Annotated in this window: 15 protein-coding genes, 2 tRNA genes and 1 rRNA gene; 7 read left to right on the forward strand and 11 right to left on the reverse strand. The window is 52.5% G+C overall.

Translation table 11 applies throughout. The annotated features are described in order from the left end of the window. Together rrf and RW65_RS04045 are read left to right on the forward strand one after the other, a co-directional pair. Positions 1-104 (forward strand): 5S ribosomal RNA (rrf, locus tag RW65_RS04040); the annotation flags it as partial. 57 nt (positions 105-161) lie between these two features. Next, positions 162-238: transfer RNA gene (locus tag RW65_RS04045), tRNA-Asp, on the forward strand. Positions 239-325: 87 nt separating this feature from the next. On the opposite strand, the gene fabF is transcribed toward RW65_RS04045, so the two are convergent. The 3 genes from fabF to yafC all read right to left on the reverse strand — a co-directional run bounded on the left by fabF (position 326) and on the right by yafC (position 3,294). Further along, the gene (gene fabF / locus RW65_RS04050; protein ID WP_039055386.1) at positions 326-1,600 is read right to left on the reverse strand and encodes a beta-ketoacyl-ACP synthase II; all 1,275 of its coding nucleotides are present in this window, start codon (positions 1,598-1,600) and stop codon (positions 326-328) included. Between the two features lie 118 nt (positions 1,601-1,718). Continuing rightward, positions 1,719-2,276, reverse strand: a complete 558-nt coding sequence (locus RW65_RS04055) for a winged helix-turn-helix transcriptional regulator (protein WP_039055387.1) — start codon at positions 2,274-2,276, stop codon at positions 1,719-1,721. Positions 2,277-2,406: 130 nt separating this feature from the next. Then, on the reverse strand, positions 2,407-3,294 hold the full coding sequence (yafC, locus tag RW65_RS04060) for a DNA-binding transcriptional regulator YafC (RefSeq protein WP_039055388.1): 888 nt from the start codon (positions 3,292-3,294) through the stop codon (positions 2,407-2,409). 230 nt (positions 3,295-3,524) lie between these two features. Here yafC and RW65_RS04065 point away from each other — a divergent pair, with 230 nt between their 5' ends. Continuing rightward, positions 3,525-4,334: an endonuclease/exonuclease/phosphatase family protein gene (locus tag RW65_RS04065; RefSeq protein ID WP_072037697.1), complete on the forward strand. Its 810-nt coding sequence runs from the start codon at positions 3,525-3,527 to the stop codon at positions 4,332-4,334. A gap of 53 nt (positions 4,335-4,387) precedes the next feature. Here RW65_RS04065 and mltD read toward each other — a convergent pair whose 3' ends face one another. Both mltD and gloB read right to left on the reverse strand, forming a co-directional pair. After that, the gene (mltD, locus tag RW65_RS04070) at positions 4,388-5,758 is read right to left on the reverse strand and encodes a murein transglycosylase D (protein ID WP_039055390.1); all 1,371 of its coding nucleotides are present in this window, start codon (positions 5,756-5,758) and stop codon (positions 4,388-4,390) included. Positions 5,759-5,831: 73 nt separating this feature from the next. Further along, the gene (gene gloB / locus RW65_RS04075) at positions 5,832-6,587 is read right to left on the reverse strand and encodes a hydroxyacylglutathione hydrolase (RefSeq protein ID WP_039055391.1); all 756 of its coding nucleotides are present in this window, start codon (positions 6,585-6,587) and stop codon (positions 5,832-5,834) included. A 33-nt stretch (positions 6,588-6,620) separates the two neighbouring features. Between gloB and RW65_RS04080 the strand changes: the two genes are divergently transcribed. Beyond that, positions 6,621-7,328, forward strand: a complete 708-nt coding sequence (locus tag RW65_RS04080) for a class I SAM-dependent methyltransferase (protein ID WP_039055392.1) — start codon at positions 6,621-6,623, stop codon at positions 7,326-7,328. On the opposite strand, the gene rnhA is transcribed toward RW65_RS04080, so the two are convergent. Beyond that, on the reverse strand, positions 7,325-7,792 hold the full coding sequence (rnhA, locus tag RW65_RS04085) for a ribonuclease HI (RefSeq protein WP_039055393.1): 468 nt from the start codon (positions 7,790-7,792) through the stop codon (positions 7,325-7,327). The genes RW65_RS04080 and rnhA overlap by 4 nt on opposite strands. A gap of 52 nt (positions 7,793-7,844) precedes the next feature. Here rnhA and dnaQ point away from each other — a divergent pair, with 52 nt between their 5' ends. Both dnaQ and RW65_RS04095 read left to right on the forward strand, forming a co-directional pair. After that, positions 7,845-8,576 carry a DNA polymerase III subunit epsilon gene (gene dnaQ / locus RW65_RS04090; RefSeq protein WP_082022402.1) on the forward strand — a complete coding sequence of 244 codons (732 nt, stop codon included), beginning with the start codon at positions 7,845-7,847 and terminating at the stop codon, positions 8,574-8,576. A 135-nt stretch (positions 8,577-8,711) separates the two neighbouring features. Beyond that, positions 8,712-8,788, forward strand: a tRNA-Asp gene (locus RW65_RS04095). A gap of 107 nt (positions 8,789-8,895) precedes the next feature. Here RW65_RS04095 and xni read toward each other — a convergent pair. The 5 genes from xni to queF form a co-directional block, all read right to left on the reverse strand. Then, positions 8,896-9,648 (reverse strand): flap endonuclease Xni, encoded by a 753-nt coding sequence (gene xni, locus RW65_RS04100; RefSeq protein ID WP_231564355.1) that lies wholly within the window; start codon positions 9,646-9,648, stop codon positions 8,896-8,898. A gap of 113 nt (positions 9,649-9,761) precedes the next feature. Further along, on the reverse strand, positions 9,762-11,129 hold the full coding sequence (locus RW65_RS04105; protein ID WP_039055397.1) for an L-serine ammonia-lyase: 1,368 nt from the start codon (positions 11,127-11,129) through the stop codon (positions 9,762-9,764). 58 nt (positions 11,130-11,187) lie between these two features. After that, complete coding sequence (locus tag RW65_RS04110; protein WP_039055398.1) at positions 11,188-12,477, reverse strand: HAAAP family serine/threonine permease; 1,290 nt, start codon at positions 12,475-12,477, stop codon at positions 11,188-11,190. A 449-nt stretch (positions 12,478-12,926) separates the two neighbouring features. Further along, positions 12,927-14,291, reverse strand: coding sequence for a nucleotide 5'-monophosphate nucleosidase PpnN (ppnN, locus tag RW65_RS04115; protein ID WP_039055399.1), 1,365 nt, complete (start codon positions 14,289-14,291; stop codon positions 12,927-12,929). A gap of 118 nt (positions 14,292-14,409) precedes the next feature. After that, positions 14,410-15,255 (reverse strand): NADPH-dependent 7-cyano-7-deazaguanine reductase QueF, encoded by an 846-nt coding sequence (queF, locus tag RW65_RS04120; RefSeq protein WP_039055400.1) that lies wholly within the window; start codon positions 15,253-15,255, stop codon positions 14,410-14,412. Between the two features lie 69 nt (positions 15,256-15,324). Between queF and syd the strand changes: the two genes are divergently transcribed. Beyond that, positions 15,325-15,870: a SecY-interacting protein gene (gene syd / locus RW65_RS04125; RefSeq protein WP_039055401.1), complete on the forward strand. Its 546-nt coding sequence runs from the start codon at positions 15,325-15,327 to the stop codon at positions 15,868-15,870. Positions 15,871-15,903 lie beyond the last annotated feature (33 nt).

Raw genomic sequence — 15,903 nt, forward strand, 5'->3', positions numbered from 1 at the left:
AGCGCGGTGGTCCCACCTGACCCCATGCCGAACTCAGAAGTGAAACGCCGTAGCGCCGATGGTAGTGTGGGGTCTCCCCATGCGAGAGTAGGGAACTGCCAGGCATCAAATTAGCAAGAAAAACCGGGGCATTAAACCGGTGGCTGTAAAAGAAATTCGGTGGAGCGGTAGTTCAGTCGGTTAGAATACCTGCCTGTCACGCAGGGGGTCGCGGGTTCGAGTCCCGTCCGTTCCGCCACTTATTTTAAGAACCGCATCTCTTACGAGATGCGGTTTTTTTTCGTCCTCATTTTATAAAGAGGGAGCAAACCCCCTTTATCGCCTGTCACTGCCAACGTTTTAGCAGCAGGCTGGCATTTACGCCGCCAAAGCCAAAACCGTTTGATAGCGCATAACGCATCTCCAGAGATTGCGCTGTCAGAGCCACCAGGTTTAGCCCATCCGCTTCTTCGTCAGGGTTATGAAGATTCAGCGTTGGCGGTACTTTCTGTTCACGCAAAGCCTGAACGGTAAAAATAGCTTCAATTCCCCCGGCAGCACCTAACAGATGGCCCGTCGCCGACTTCGTTGAGGTGATAGCCACCGGTACGTTGCCAAAAAGCGCCTTTATCGCTGCCAGCTCGCCTTTATCACCCACCTGGGTTGACGTAGCGTGGGCGTTAATATGCTGAATATGCGCAGGCGTAATGCCAGCCTGACGAATGGCGGCTTCCATTGCGCGTCGGGCGCCGTTACCATCTTCCGGTCCTGCCGTCAGATGATAGGCATCGGCGCTTGTGCCGTATCCGACCAGTTCCGCCAGCGGTGTAGCGCCGCGTGCCAGCGCATGTTCCAGCGATTCAATAACCAGTAGTCCAGCACCTTCCCCCATCACAAATCCATCACGATCGCTGTCAAACGGGCGGGAAGCCGCAGAAGGATGATCATTAAAACCGCTGGAAAGCGCCCTTGCGGCAGCAAAACCCGCCAGGCTTACCCGATGGATGGCTGCCTCGCTGCCACCACACAGGGCAATGTCGGCTTCCCCGCAGCGGATCATCCGCGCGGCATCGCCGATAGCCTGCGCACCGGCGGCACAGGCAGTCACCGGCGCGCCAATCGGCCCGCGAAAACCATGCGCGATAGAAACATGCCCCGCTGCCAGATTGGCAAGAAAAGAAGGAATAGTGAAAGGGGAGAGTCGCCGTGGCCCACGATCATCCGTGGTGCGTACGGCATTGGCGATTTCGTTAAAGCCACCAATACCGGTAGCAATCACCGTTGCGGTGCGATCTTTCTGCCCTTGATCCTGAGGAAACCAATTCGCCTGTGTCAGCGCTTCATGTGCCGCAACCAATGCAAATTCGATAAAACGGTCCATCTTTTTGCGCTCTTTGGCCGCAATGGCCACCGCAGGATCAAACCCGTGCTGCGGATCCTCTTCGATCGAGGGAACCTGGCCTGCAACCTTGCAGGGAATATCTTCAACAATATCCTCTGCGAGCCGGGTAATACCGGATTTTCCTTGCAGCAAAGATTGCCAGACATGCGATACGCCGCAGCCCAGCGGGCTAACAATGCCCATTCCGGTTACCACGATGCGTTTTGCTAATTCGCTCATACTTATTTCTCCTGAAGAATCACGCTGCCGGTCTCTTTTCATAATGAGAACGTGCAGCGCAGCAAGTTAAAAGCTGACATGACGCGTTAAAACGCCTCTGTGCAGACGCGCTCAGCATTTATGGGTGAGGGTTTTGCTCGCGGCTTAAAAAGAGCAGCGGTGTGAATTTCTGTGTAGTATCACCAGCGTGCTTGCGTTGCAAATAGTCGTGGCGGTAATGAATTACCGGCGCGGCCGCCGGGCCTGGTACCATTGCATATTTCTCGGGGGTAATGGATTCACCGGTTGCTTTGTCGACAAGGACCGTTTCTACCGGGCGTTGGGTGTTGCGTTCCACCAGTTGCATCTGCGCGCCTTCAGGGGAGAAATGGCGATTTCCCCATTCCGCCAGTGCCAGTATCACCGGCCGGAAATCGCGTCCAAGGGCGGTCAAATGATATTCATAGCGCGGCGGTGTGGCACTGTAACTCACTTTCTCGAGTAATCCGTCATCAACTAACTCCTTTAGACGGCGGGAAAGAATATTTGACGCAACGTTGGCGCTTTTCTGGAACTCATCAAAACGTGTAAAACCGGCGAAGGCATCGCGAAGAATTAACATACTCCAGCTGTCACCAATGCGCCCAAGGCTGCGGGCAATGGGGCAGGGGGCGTTATAAAGCGGTTCATTTTTCATCTTCTGGCTCAGGTAGCATCGGACGTTCCGCGCTCACGTTGACATAGTCACTTTCAAAATGCAAGTAACTAGCGGTAGTCATAAACCCGCCAACGAGACATGCCGGGTTGCCAGGGACGAAAAGGGAGAGCTATTGCGCCAGATGTTCGCTAATAAAATCGATAAAAGCGCGAATACGCGTGCTCACCGCGCGGTCGCTGTAATACACCGCGCTAAACGGCATCTCTACCGGCAGACGTTTATCCGCCAGCAAATCGATCAGCTCGCCGCTTGCCAGCTCTTTATCAATCATATAATCAGACAAGCTTGCGATGCCGTTTCCGTTCAGGCAAAGGTGCTTTAATGTCTCTCCGCTATTGGAGGAGATATCCGGAGTGGCTTCAAAGAGTTGGCCATCGGGAGAGGCTATCGGCCAGATATTAAGCGATGTCGGTTCGGTAAAGCCAAGGCACACATGGTTTCGCAAATCCTCTACCGTTTCAGGTGTGCCATATCGGGAGAGGTACGCCGGCGAGGCGATAATCTTACGATAGCTCTTAAAGAGCGGGCGAGCACGCAGGCTCGAGTCGGTGAGTTTACCGACGCGGATGGCGACATCCACCTTACGTTCGATCAAATTAATAAACGTCTCGCTGGATACCAAAGAGAGTTTGATTTCAGGATAACGCTCCCGGAAGGGCTTAATCAATGGCATAAGAAAGTGCAGTACCACCGGCGTTGCCGCATCGATACAGAGCGTACCGCGCGGGGTGGCTTTGGTTTCTATTACCTCCGTTTCCGCCGCCGCCATTTCCTGCAGCACGCTTTGCACACGCCGAAAATAGCGCTCACCCTCTTCGGTTAAACTAAGCTGGCGAGTCGTACGATTAAGCAAATTAACGCCGAGCTTGTTTTCCAGCTTTTTAACCGCACGACTAATCGCGGAATTTGCCTGCCCCAGCCGCTCAGCCGCCCGGCTGAAGCTCCCGCTTTCGACCACAGCCACAAAAATCGCCAGTTCTTCAGAGGTGGTTTTCATTATTGCTCCATTAGCAATATTGCTATGTCATTATTCTTACAGGAGCTATTTAATCACGTTGGAGCCATCGAGGCCATGGCGGCGCTGCGAAGGAGGCATAAAGAAGTGCGCACTTACAAAAAGGGGCAGGTTTTCTACTGATTGTTCGTTGAAACTGTGCGCTAAAGTCCCTATAACTGAATGAGCGCCCGGGATCCGGGGGCGGAAATCAACGAGGTTTTAAGCGGAAAGTGGCAAAAAATACCTATTCCATGCGATATGTTGCCGGTCAGCCAGCGGAGCGAATCTTGCCACCGGTCTCTTTCGCGGGCATCGGTCAGGCGTTGCCCGCAGGGGTACCCCTTAGCAGCGAAGAAAGGATCCGTGTGCTGGTATGGAATATTTTTAAACAGCAGCGCGCAGAGTGGCTATCGGTGCTGCAGAATTTTGGTAAAGACGCCCACCTGGTCTTGCTACAGGAAGCACAAACCACGCCGGAACTGGTGAAATTTGCGACCACCAACTATCTTGCTGCCGATCAGGTTCCCGCCTTTGTTCTACCGCAGCATCCTTCAGGCGTTATGACCCTTTCTTCTGCCCATCCGGTCTACTGTTGCCCTTTGCGCGAGCGTGAGCCCATTTTACGGCTGGCGAAATCGGCGCTGGTAACGGTATATCCACTGCCGGATTTGCGTAATCTGATGGTAGTGAATGTACATGCGGTGAATTTTAGTCTCGGCGTGGACGTCTACAGTAAGCAGTTATTGCCGATTGGCGATCAAATTACGCACCATGTTGGCCCTGTCATCATGGCCGGTGATTTTAATGCCTGGAGTCGTCCGCGCATGAATGCGCTGTTTCGCTTTACCCGCGATATGTCGCTGCGACAGGTGCGCTTTACCGATGACAACCGTCGCCGCGCGTTTGGTCGTCCGCTGGATTTTGTCTTTTATCGCGACTTGAATGTGCAAGAAGCCTCGGTGCTGGTGACGCAGGCATCGGATCATAACCCCTTGCTGGTTGAATTTACTCCCGGTAAAGCGATCAATCGAAAAGGTTAAAAAAGCAAAAAAAAAGCACCGTGGGGAAACGGTGCTTTTTTTATATGGTCGGATCAGGAATCCGGGGTGACATTATTTTTAACAAATAGCGTCAGCTGATCGCCTGGCTGCAGATTTGCGGTATCGTTGTTCCAGCGCATCACATCTTTGATGTTAACGCCGTGACGTTTCGCGATACTCGCTAACGAATCACCTTTGCGAACACGATAGGTAATACTATCGCTGTTGCTGGCGAGACGCTGTGCGCTGCTACCTGCGCCTACCGTCAGGCTCTGTCCGACTTTCAGGTTTGAACCGCGAAGGTTATTCCATTGCTGGATATCCTTACTGCTGACTCCGAGACGCGCCGCGATGGCGGAAAGCGTATCGCCTGAACGAACTTTATAACTCCGGCTCGCCAGCGGCGTGTTATCCGCAAGCAGCGTCGGCTGTACGGCAGCAATTTCGCCAGAGGCCAGGGATTCACGCAGCTGATCTGCATGCTTCTTCGGCACCATAACGTATCGCGGACCCGTTGAACCTAACGTCGAACCTTTTACACCTGCGTTAAAGGTTTTCAGATTGTTCACGGAAATACCGGCCATTTCAGCCAACTGTTCAACCTCAACCGGGCTGTTCAGCCTGACTCGCGCCAGCGCACGGCTTTCGTCTGGTGTTGGCAGACTCACGCCATAACGCTTACTGTTCTTGAGAATATCGCTCAAAGCCAGCATTTTAGGCACGTAAATCTTGGTTTCCTGCGGCAGAGAAAGCGACCAGAAATCGGTGGGTTTACCCTGCGATTTATTGGCTTTTATCGCCTTCAGCACGCGGCCTTCTCCGCTGTTATAGGCGGCAACGGTTAGTAACCAGTCACCGTCAAACATGCGGTTAAGACGCTGCATCATGTCAAGGGCGGCCGTGGTAGAGGCCACTATGTCACGACGCGCATCGTAGCTGCGAGTCTGCTTTAAACCATAATTTCGCCCGGTGCTCGGTATGATCTGCCAAATGCCTGCGGCATTGGCGCCAGACGTCGCGTGTGGGTTAAAAGCGCTCTCCACTATGGGTAGTAGTACCAGTTCCATGGGCATGTTACGTTTTTTAACTTGCCCTGCTATCCAGTACATATACGGCTCTGCCCGTAAAGTTACATCGTGGAGATAGCTCTTGTTGCTTAAATACTTTAATTTTTGTTCGCGAATCCGGGTATTTTCCGGAATTCCCATCTTTAGCTCGTCGCTAATGGAGGTCCACAAGTCACTGTTATCCTGGTCGGCGAATGTTCCATCGTCCATCCACCGTGCCTGACTAGTAAACTTCCCTGCTTCCCCTTGACCAGCTGCAGAAAGGCTCTGTGCGTGCTGTTGGACCGTGCCATCGTGATTAGACGCCTGGCACCCCACTAGCAGGACAGAGGCGAATAAGATCGCTTTTGCCTTCATGTGTGTGTCAATAGTAGTTGCTTAAAAGACGAGCGATAATAACGGCGTCAACTTCAAAAGGCAACCCGCAATGTCAGAAGTTATCTTTCTTTAACCGTAACCATGCGAATCGCTCCTCAGGTTGTTGCAAATTTGTTTCTTTGTTAATTACATCAATTAAATCAGTATCTTCCGTGCGTAAAAATAAATTAATTTTGCGCTCATTTTTCAGCGTGACGGGCAGCGTTTTGTGTTGTTTTGCGCGTAACTCATTAACTTTACGATAATATTCGTTAAGGTCAGGATCCTCGGGCAGGATGGTGAGTGCAAACTTCATATTCCCTAAAGTGTATTCATGTGCGCAACAGATAATCGTATCTTCTGGAAGCGCATTAATTTTACAAAAGGATTGATACATCTGGCTTGCCGTCCCTTCGAACAATCTTCCGCAGCCGCCGGAAAAGAGCGTGTCGCCGCAAAATAGATAAGGGGAGCTGAAGAAACAGATATGTCCTAAAGTGTGACCTGGGGTGGCAAAAACGGAGAAACGACGTCCCAAAACCGAGAAAACGTCGCCTTCCTTAACAACCTGCGTGGTTCCCTTATCCTGGGTTTCCGCCGGTCCGTATACCACCATATTTGGAAACGTCTCCAGCAGTTTCTGTACGCCGCCAACATGATCGTTGTGATGATGAGTGAGTAAAATAGCTTCCGGTCGCCACTCATTTTCTTCTATCGCCTGCAACACCGGTGCGGCGTCACCCGGATCGACAATCAGGCAGCGCCCATCAGCATCGTTAAGCACCCAGATGTAATTGTCCTGGAAAGCCGGAATACTGTTAAGATTCATAAAATACCTCTTAAAGCGTAGCGGAAGGTTGTAATGAAACCGGCAAGGACTCCTCGAACACTCTTAGCACCGGCAAGCTGGAGCGATTTACCAAAAGGCATATATCACCGCGAGGCGCTGGAGGGAGAGTTAAAGCCATGGTTTGCAAAAATGTATGGATTTCATCTGCTTAAAATCGGCAATCTCAGCGCAGAAATCAATGCCGAAAGCTGCGCTATTTCCCATCAGGTCAATGTTTCCCTCAGCGGCGAGCCGGCGCAGGTGAGAGCGGATCCGCTGCACCTGCCTTTTGCCGAGAAATCCGTCGATGCCTGTTTGCTGGCGCACACGCTGCCGTGGTGTACCGATCCCCATCGTTTACTACAAGAAGTCGACCGGGTATTGATCGACGACGGCTGGCTGGTGATGAGCGGTTTCAATCCCATCAGCCTGCTTGGCCTGTGCAAAGCCGTTCCTTTTGCCCGCCGCTCGCCAGCGGTCAAAAACCGGATGTTTACGCTGATGCGCCAGTTTGACTGGCTGGCGTTGCTCAATTTCGAAGTACTCCATTATAGCCGCTTTCGTGTGCTGCCCTGGACGAAACAGGGCGGCAGGCTGCTGAGTACACATTTACCGGCGCTGGGCTGTATGCAGCTTATCGTCGCACGCAAACGTACCGTTCCGCTGACCCTGAACCCGATGAAACAGAGCCGCAGTAAGGCGCACGTTCGCCAGCCCGTGGGCGCAACTCGCCAGTCTTAACTTTCCGGCTGATAACCCACGTCTTCCTGGGTTGGATTCATTGCGGCGTTACGCGCTAATTCATCGCAGCGTTCGTTTTCCGGATGACCGGCGTGGCCTTTAACCCACTCCCAACGGATTTGATGCTGGCTGAGCGCCGCATCCAGCCGCTTCCACAGATCGACATTTTTTACCGGTTTTTTTTCCGCCGTTTTCCAGCCGCGCTTTTTCCAGTTATGGATCCATTGGGTTATCCCCTGGCGCACATATTGGCTGTCGGTACTCAGCACCACTTCGCAATGCTCTTTTAATCCTTCAAGCGCAACAATGGCCGCCATCAGTTCCATGCGGTTATTGGTGGTGAGACGATACCCTTCGCTAAAGGTTCTTTCATGTTGGCGATAGCGTAAAATCGCCCCATAACCGCCCGGACCTGGATTACCAAGACAAGATCCGTCGGTGAAAATTTCTACCTGCTTAAGCATCTCTGGTAGACTTCCTGTGTTTAAAACGACAAGTCTGACATAAATGGCCGCTATGAGCACAGCAATTACACGACAGATCGTCCTCGATACCGAAACCACCGGTATGAACCAGATCGGCGCCCACTATGAAGGGCATAAGATTATTGAAATCGGTGCGGTGGAAGTGATCAACCGCCGCCTGACGGGTAACAACTACCACGTTTACCTCAAGCCTGATCGGCTGGTGGATCCGGAAGCCTTTGGTGTTCACGGTATTGCCGACGAATTCCTGCTAGATAAACCGACCTTTGGCGATATCGCCGATGAGTTTATTGAGTATATTCGCGGTGCGGAGCTGGTCATTCATAACGCGTCGTTTGATATCGGCTTTATGGACTATGAGTTCAGCAAGCTGAACCGGGGCATTCCGAAGACCGACACCTTTTGTAAAGTGACCGATAGCCTGGCGCTGGCGCGTAAAATGTTCCCCGGTAAGCGCAACAGCCTTGATGCGCTCTGCTCGCGTTACGAAATAGACAACAGCAAACGTACTCTGCACGGCGCGTTACTTGACTCCCAAATTCTTGCTGATGTCTATCTAATGATGACCGGCGGCCAGACATCGATGAAATTTTCGATGGAGGGCGAAGGGCAGACGCAAACCGACGGTACAGGGATTCAGCGTGTTGTTCGTCAGGCAAGCCGCCTGCGCGTGGTTTTAGCCAGCGATGAAGAGCTAATGGCCCATGAGTCACGGCTCGATTTAGTGCAGAAAAAGGGCGGAAGCTGCCTGTGGCGTGGGTAATTACCTTCTGTTAACCACAGAAAATAGCGCTATGGGCGATTTTTGCAGCAAACGATTAAAAACGATAGAAAAAGCGTTGACGGCATCAGGCGCAGTCCGTAATATGCGCCTCGTTCCCTAACAGGAACACAACGCGGAGCGGTAGTTCAGTCGGTTAGAATACCTGCCTGTCACGCAGGGGGTCGCGGGTTCGAGTCCCGTCCGTTCCGCCACTATTCAGAAGGCCTGAATCAGCAATGATTCAGGCCTTCGTCGTTTCTATTCTTATGCGTTTAAGTTCAGCAGCGTGGCAAGCAGCCCGCGCCCGCACGGACGATTATTAGCGCGCTAGCCGAAGCTGTTGCAGATTGCCGTCCAGCTGTAACTCCGTCTGCAGACGCGCCACATCGCGGCAGGTAAACGCCATCGCTTTATGGTTTTCCAGTTTCTGTCGCCACTTTTCAGGTACTGCCGGAAGGTTGTCATACAGCGCTTCCAGCGTCGGGAAGAGGTTCAGTAACTGGGTGGCGCTTTTCGCACCAATACCGGCAACGCCCGGTACTTTTGAACTGCCGATCCCCGCCAGCCCCCAGTAATCGGGTAACTGCTCCGGCGTAACGCCATACTCCTGAGCGATAAACGGGGCATCCAGCCAGCGTTTTTGGAAATAGTCGCGGATACGAATATTCGGTGAAAGCAGCTGGCAATAGCCTTTATCCGTGGAAACGATAGTGGCCTGCTGTTCGGCCTGCGCCATTTTCACCGCCAGCGTGGCGGCGAGATCGTCCGCTTCGTTACCGGGCGTGGCCCAGCAGCGTATGCCGCGCTGTTCAAATGCCGCACGTAAGGCCGGCATCTCGGCGTGAAGGGTCTCCGGCATCGGCGGCCGCCCGGCTTTATAATCGGGTAATAACTGATGTCGCCAGCCCTGGCTACGAGCCTCATCGTCAAATACCGCCACGGCGTGCGTCGGCTGGCTATGTACCACCAGCTGATCGAGCGCATGCAGACAGGTGTCCACGCAGGGCGAACCTTGCACCGCGTGAATACGGCGAATCAGATTGAGAGCATCGACAATTAACAGATGAGCCACAGATAACCTCCTTGAAATCATGCGACAAGGGTAACACCGCGTGCGGCGTCAGGCTATAAAGCGGGGGATAATCAGGAAGGTGCCTCGCAAAAACGAGGCATCCTGAAGCGGTTTTAATCGCAGGTGACAATCTTCATCGCCAGCCCGCCGCGAGAGGTTTCGCGGTATTTGGCATTCATGTCTTTGCCGGTTTCGTACATCGTTTCAATCACTTTATCCAGGCACACGCGCGGCTCGCTGGTCCGGCGCAGCGCCATACGTGCAGCGTTCACCGCTTTCACCGAAGCAATCGCGTTACGCTCGATACACGGCACCTGAACCTGCCCGGCAACGGGATCGCAGGTTAAACCGAGGTTGTGCTCCATACCAATTTCCGCCGCGATACAGACCTGCGCCGGACTGGCACCAAGCAGTTCCGCAAGGCCCGCAGCGGCCATCGAACAGGCTACACCGACTTCGCCCTGGCAGCCCACTTCCGCACCGGAGATTGATGCGTTCATTTTATAGAGCGAGCCGATAGCGCTGGCGACCAACAGGTAACGCGCCAGAGAGTTGGCGTTAACCTGGCGGATAAACTTGTCGTAATAAGCCAGCACCGCCGGCACAATTCCGCACGCGCCATTTGTCGGTGCCGTTACCACGCGGCCACCGGCGGCGTTCTCTTCGTTAACCGCCAGCGCGAACATATTGATCCAGTCGACAACCTGCATCGGATCTTTACTGGTGTTATCGCTGCTTACCAGCAGGCGACGCAATGCCGCAGCACGACGCGGAACGCGCAGTTTGCCCGGCAGTACGCCTTCGGTCATGATTCCACGCTCAATGCCGCCGCGCATCACTTCCCAGACGCGCGTGAAGTGCTGTTCCAGCTCCTCTTTGCTGTGCAGTGCCAGTTCGTTCTTCATCATCAGGCCAGAGAGAGAAAGCCCTGTTTCCTGACAATGGCGCTGCAAGTCTGCGGCATATTTGTATGGATAAGGTACGGCGACAGGGTTGTTGCTGGTCTGGCCGAAATGCGCTTCATCGACAATAAAACCGCCGCCGATGGAGTAATAGGTCTGGCTATAGAGAACCGTATCGCCCGCTAAAGCGGTAATGCGCATGCCATTTTCATGCAGCGAAAGGTTATCCGTATGGAAGTTCATGCAGTGATCGACCGGGAACTCGACTTCATGCTGTCCGTTGGCCAGCAGCAAGCGCCCGTGCGTATTAACATCCTGAATAAAGGCCGGGATTGCATCAATATCGACGCTATCGGGTAAATTACCCGCCAGGCCCATAATAATTGCGATATCAGTATGGTGCCCTTTTCCCGTCAGGGAGAGAGAACCGTACACATCTACCACCACGCGGGTGACATCGTACAGCATGCTGCGAGCAATCAGATCGTCAGTAAACTGCTTCCCTGCTTTCATTGGTCCGACGGTATGTGAACTGGAAGGGCCAATGCCGATTTTGAAAATATCGAATACGCTGATCATGACGTATTTCCCCTAACTGTGAGAGGGGCGCCACCCGCAATGGGCGGCGCGCAAGAGATTAGCTGAACAGTGAGTAGAAGATCGCGGAGATAGCGATAAGGCCCATCACAACTACGAAGACGTTGCTGATTTTTCCGCTGTATTTACGCATTGCCGGTACTTTGGCAATCGCATACATCGGCATCAGGAACAGAATCATCGCGATAATCGGGCCGCCCAGCGTTTCGATCATTCCGAGGATGCTCGGGTTCCAGGTTGCCACAGCCCAGGTAGTCAGCAGCATAAACAGCGCGGTAATGCGGTTCAGTTTATTGATTTCGATGCTTTTACCTTTGCTGCGCAACGATTTGATCACCATACCGTTAAAACCTTCACGCGCGCCCAGATAGTGGCCGAGGAAAGATTTTGTAATAGCAATCATCGCGATAATCGGCGCCATCCAGGCAATGATCGGTTTGTTAAAGTGGTTTGCCAGGTAGGAGAGAATTGAAATGTTCTGCTCTTTCGCCGAAGCAAGGTCTGCCGGAGAGAGGCTCAGCACGCAGCTGAACACGAAGAACATTACGGTCAGCACCATCATGATGTGGGCGAAAGCAAGGATGCGGGAACATTTGCGTTCTGCTTCCTGACCGTACTCTTCACGTTTCGCCACGGCAAAAGAGGAGATGATCGGTGAGTGGTTAAAAGAGAACACCATCACCGGAATCGCCAGCCACAAGGTCATCCACAAACCATGACCCGTTGCGGAAGCGCTGCTAAAAGAGAGGGTTTCCAGCACCGCGCCGTTCCATTGCGGAATTAAATAGGCTGCCAGCAGCATCAGCGCAATCACAAACGGGAACACCAGGATGCTCATCGCTTTTACGATCATCTGCTCGCCAAAGCGCACGATGGTCATCATCCCAATAATCAGGATCAGCGAAAGAATAGCGCGCGGCGGCGGCGTGATATGCAGCTGGTGGGTCATAAAGCTGTCGACGGTGTTAGTAATCGCCACGCTGTACACCAGCAGAATCGGGTAAATCGCGAAGAAGTAGAGCAGGGTGATCAGTTTCCCTGCGCCGATACCAAAGTGCTCTTCTACCACTTCGGTGATGTCTTCGCCCGGGTTCTTGCCAGACAGCACAAAGCGCGTCAGACCACGGTGCGCGAAGTAAGTCATTGGGAAAGCGATGATGGCCATAATGATCAGCGGAATTAATCCGCCAACGCCGGCGTTAATCGGCAGGAACAGTACACCAGCGCCGATGGCGGTGCCGTAAAGGCCCAGCATCCACATGGTATCGGTTTTACGCCATGAACTTTGTGTTGTTGGTGAGGCCAGAGTACTGGATTGGGTGGTTTCCATTAAGAATCTCCTGGGAAAAGCAAAATGCTGGCGTGACGGGCGAAAGCAATGCCTGGGACGCCGGCGGTAATATTAAATTCGGTTAAATACGGTTTTTTTATAATTTCTTGCCGTAACTATTTGCGGCGGAAAGATACATTTATGTTATGACTCTATCAGTGATCACGATCGCAATTGCAATAAATGACTCTAACCAGGTGGGTATTTAGTCCATCTCTCTACAAAACGATCTTCAGATGACATTTATGGGCGAAAAGGCTAATAGCCGCCGGATTTGCGATCTGATAAGTTGAGGTCAAAATTTCTGAATGCGCTTCAAAAAGAGCAAATTGCAGTGATTTATCCCTGTTTAAAGCGAATTATATCCAATGAATGCTCTGGAGATATTGATGGAAGTTATGAAAAAAACGGGCGAGATATAAGGGCGACTTATTGATCGCCCTGGAGGATTACGCGCAGATCTCGTAGCAAGGAATATACGCAGAGCCTGGCAGCTTCATACGATGCTGGGCGACGAAGCCCTGCAGCAGATCGTCCATACGGCGCATCATATTGCTATCGCCATGAATTTTATAAGGACCATACGCTTCAATAGCGCGAATGCCGTGCTCTTTGACATTTCCCGCTACAATACCCGAAAACGCCCGGCGCAGATCCGCCGCCAGCGTTTCCACCGGCTGGTCCGGATAGAGTTTTAGATTGGCCATATTTTCATGGGTCGGTTCGAATGGCACCTGCAGATCCGGCGCAATACGGATAGACCAGTTAAAACTATAAGCATCGCCTGTTTCGCGGCGATTCTCTTTCACATGCGGCATCGCTTTCTTCATCTGACGCGCTACTTCTGCGGCATCATTAATGATGATGGTGTAGTGCCGACGCGCGCCTTCGCCCAGCGTGTTAACGATAAACTCGTCGAGCACGCGGAAGTAGTCCGCGCTCTCTTTCGGCCCGGTCAGAATCAGCGGCAATACCTGATTCTGGTTAGCGGGGTTCATCAAAATCCCCAGCAAATAAAGTAACTCTTCTGCCGTGCCCACGCCGCCTGGGAAGATGATTATCCCGTGCGCAATACGGACAAACGCTTCAAGACGTTTCTCAATATCCGGCATGATGATCAGTTCGTTAACCAGCGGGTTTGGCGGTTCAGCGGCAATGATCGACGGTTCCGTCATGCCAATAAAACGCCCCTCTTTAAAGCGCTGCTGGGCATGGCCAACCGCGGCGCCTTTCATTGGCGCTTCCATTGCGCCCGGACCGCAGCCGGTGCAGATATTCAGTTCTCGCAGGCCGAGCTGCGTTCCTACACGGCGAGCGTAGAGATACTCGGTTTCGTTAATCGAGTGGCCGCCCCAGCAAACCACCATGCTCGGCGCTTCGCCCACATGCAGCGCACGGGCGTTACGCAGAATTGAAAAGACCAGGTTGGTAATGTGGATAGAGCTTTCCAGATTTAAATGCTGGACATGCCCGGCGGTGTGAATTTGCCCATTAACGAAGAGAATATCGCGCAGGACGGCAAACAGGTTAGCCTGCAGCGAGCGGATAATTCTTCCGTCGACAAAGGCCTCTTCGGGCGGGTTAATTAATTCCAGCTTTACGCCGCGTTCGCGGCGTAACACGTTGATATCAAAACTTTCGTTACGGGAGAGTAACTCTTTGCTGCTGTCGGTCAGGCTCCCTGAGTTCAAAACCGCGAGCGAGCAGTTGCGAAACAGTTGATACAGGTCGCTGCTGGCCGTGCGTTTAAGCATATCGACTTCCAGCTGCGACAACATATCCATTGAGCCAAGCGGGCTAATATGTGTAATCAAGTGAACTCCTTACGGGACGAAAATTTTATCTTTCCCGTGATTACAATAGCCCTTGCTTATGACGTTTAACAACCTGACGCGTAGGATCTTCCACGCAGGGTAGTAAAAACGGGTGTTTTTACTGACGAACTAACCGGCCCGTGGCGGGGACAAAATCCGTATTGGTACGCCATGGATTAATATCCAGCCCGCCGCGGCGGGTATAGCGCGCGTAAACACTCAGTTTTTCCGGCCGGCAGAAACGCTGGATATCCGTAAAAATGCGCTCGACGCACTGTTCGTGAAACTCATTGTGATGGCGGAAAGAGACCAGGTAACGCAGCAATTTTTCACGATCGATTTGTGCGCCGCGATAGACTATTTGCACCGAGCCCCAATCCGGCTGATGGGTAATCAGACAGTTTGATTTTAAAAGATGGCTGACCAGCGTCTCTTCCACAATTTTGTCGCCTGCCGCATCCGTTAACAAAGCTGCGTCAAAATTGTAGTTATCGATTTCAATATCCTGCTCATCAATGCAGGTACCGTGAAAATGGGCGACCGGCTGCCCTTCCAGTTCATCAATGCGGTACAGCACTACGCTTACTTCTCCTTGCGCGCAGGCACTTAAATCCCGCTGCAGGGTGTCGCGCACCGCTTGCCAGCTGGCAAAACGTGTCTGGTTAAAACTGTTCAAATAGAGCTTGAAGCTTTTTGATTCCACCAGATTAACGCTGGCGTGATCCAATTCAACCTGGCCGACAGCCACCTGCGGCAATCCTTTCTCATTAAGCCAGGAGAGTTCATACAGCGTCCAGATATCCGCGCCACGAAACGGCAGATTGTCGGCCTGCAACCCAAGGGGATCGCGATTCAGAGAACGTGGAACGCCCTGCAACAGACTGGCGTCATAGGTGTCGCGGTAATCGGTACTTTTGCCAAGGGTCAGGCCAGCCAGCGCCTGATGGTTATCATAAGAGGACATGTTTCATCGCCATTTTGCAGGTAAACTATGAGTCAGAGTTTATCCTGGCTTAAGTGAAGAGAGAAATCGGTGGAAAAAGAGACGGCTGAGGCCTTAAAAGCGTTTACGCAGCGGTATTGTGATGCGTGGCACGAACAGCGCGGCAGCTGGCCGCAAAGCGAAGAACTTTACGGTATCCCCTCACCGTGCACTATTTCTTCCACCGACAATTACGTTATTTGGCAGCCTCAACCGTTCTTACCGGCGCGCAACGTAAACGCAATTGAACAGGCGATGGATATTGTGATACAAACGCCGATCCATACTTTTTACACTACCCAGTTTGCCGGTGATATGACCGCACGTTTTGGTGATTTGACGCTGACGCTATTGCAAACCTGGAGTGAAGATGACTTTGTGCGCGTGCAGGAAAACCTGATTGGTCACCTGGTCACGCAGAAGAGATTAAAGTTATCGCCGACGCTGTTTATTGCCACGCTGGATAGCGAACTGGATGTGATTTCGCTGTGTAATCTGAGCGGCGAAGTGATTAAAGAGACGCTGGGCACGCGCCAGCGCACCGTTCTGGCACCGAATCTCGCGGCTTTTCTTGATCAAAGCGAACCCGTTGTGTAATCCACTATACTACACCCCATGTGAGAGATCTCT

It is taken from the genome of Enterobacter sp. Bisph1, from assembly GCF_000814905.1.
GTDB lineage: Bacteria > Pseudomonadota > Gammaproteobacteria > Enterobacterales > Enterobacteriaceae > Kosakonia.

What these genes read in the sequence shown, in the direction of transcription:
- fabF (WP_039055386.1), bottom strand. Translation starts at nt 1,600, where the DNA reads ATGAGCGAATTAGCAAAACGCATCGTGGTAACCGGAATGGGCATTGTT.
- RW65_RS04055 (WP_039055387.1), bottom strand. Translation starts at nt 2,276, where the DNA reads ATGAAAAATGAACCGCTTTATAACGCCCCCTGCCCCATTGCCCGCAGC.
- yafC (WP_039055388.1), bottom strand. Translation starts at nt 3,294, where the DNA reads ATGAAAACCACCTCTGAAGAACTGGCGATTTTTGTGGCTGTGGTCGAA.
- mltD (WP_039055390.1), bottom strand. Translation starts at nt 5,758, where the DNA reads ATGAAGGCAAAAGCGATCTTATTCGCCTCTGTCCTGCTAGTGGGGTGC.
- gloB (WP_039055391.1), bottom strand. Translation starts at nt 6,587, where the DNA reads ATGAATCTTAACAGTATTCCGGCTTTCCAGGACAATTACATCTGGGTG.
- RW65_RS04080 (WP_039055392.1), top strand. Translation starts at nt 6,621, where the DNA reads ATGAAACCGGCAAGGACTCCTCGAACACTCTTAGCACCGGCAAGCTGG.
- rnhA (WP_039055393.1), bottom strand. Translation starts at nt 7,792, where the DNA reads ATGCTTAAGCAGGTAGAAATTTTCACCGACGGATCTTGTCTTGGTAAT.
- dnaQ (WP_082022402.1), top strand. Translation starts at nt 7,845, where the DNA reads ATGAGCACAGCAATTACACGACAGATCGTCCTCGATACCGAAACCACC.
- RW65_RS04105 (WP_039055397.1), bottom strand. Translation starts at nt 11,129, where the DNA reads ATGATCAGCGTATTCGATATTTTCAAAATCGGCATTGGCCCTTCCAGT.
- RW65_RS04110 (WP_039055398.1), bottom strand. Translation starts at nt 12,477, where the DNA reads ATGGAAACCACCCAATCCAGTACTCTGGCCTCACCAACAACACAAAGT.
- queF (WP_039055400.1), bottom strand. Translation starts at nt 15,255, where the DNA reads ATGTCCTCTTATGATAACCATCAGGCGCTGGCTGGCCTGACCCTTGGC.